Annotated in this window: 1 protein-coding gene; it reads left to right on the forward strand. The window is 64.9% G+C overall.

The genetic code is table 11. The features are described 5' to 3' along the window. Window positions 1–76 precede the first annotated feature (76 nt). A partial coding sequence (gene gspK, locus ACLFKU_RS43875) for a type II secretion system minor pseudopilin GspK (protein ID WP_410853405.1) occupies window positions 77–626 on the forward strand: 550 nt, incomplete at its 3' end.

The raw sequence follows: 626 nt of genomic DNA on the forward strand, positions 1-626 counted from the left end.
GGACTGACGTCGCTCGAAGAAGTGATTCGCGTGACGGGCGGAGCATAAGCGCAGGCGGCATTCCGTGGAGAATGACATGAGATTCTCTTTTTCTGATGCGCGCCGTGCGGCTTCTGCGTTGCCTGCGGGACGAGGCTCCCGCCGGAAAGTGCAGCTACGGCAGCGCGGCGCCGCCATCATCAGCGCGTTGCTGGTGGTGACGCTATCGGCAATTCTCGTCTCCAGCATTTTGTGGCGCCAGCAGGTGCAGGTTCGACGGATCGAAAGCCAGCGTCTGCTCGCGCAGGCGCAATGGGTCGCGCGCGGCGCGCTGGACTGGACCCGGCTGATCCTGCGTTCCGAAGGCGATACGTCGGCGGGCATCACCTATCTGGGTGGCGTGTGGGGCGAGCCGATCGCGAAAACGCGGCTGTCTGATTTTCTCGGCCAGATCGGCGAGGTGCGCGCTGAGCAAGGCGCGGCCACGTACCTGTCGGGCTCGATCGAGGACGCTCAGTCCAGATTCAATCTGCGCAATCTGGTCGCGAGTCCGGCGCCCGGCGTGACGCAAATCAGCGCCGAGCAGATGGCCGCGTATCAGCGCCTGCTGGTGTCGCTCGGCCTGAGCGGGCAGCTCGCCAAAGTGA

The sequence above is a fragment of the Paraburkholderia sp. EG304 genome, assembly GCF_046543485.1.
Lineage (GTDB): Bacteria > Pseudomonadota > Gammaproteobacteria > Burkholderiales > Burkholderiaceae > Paraburkholderia > Paraburkholderia youngii.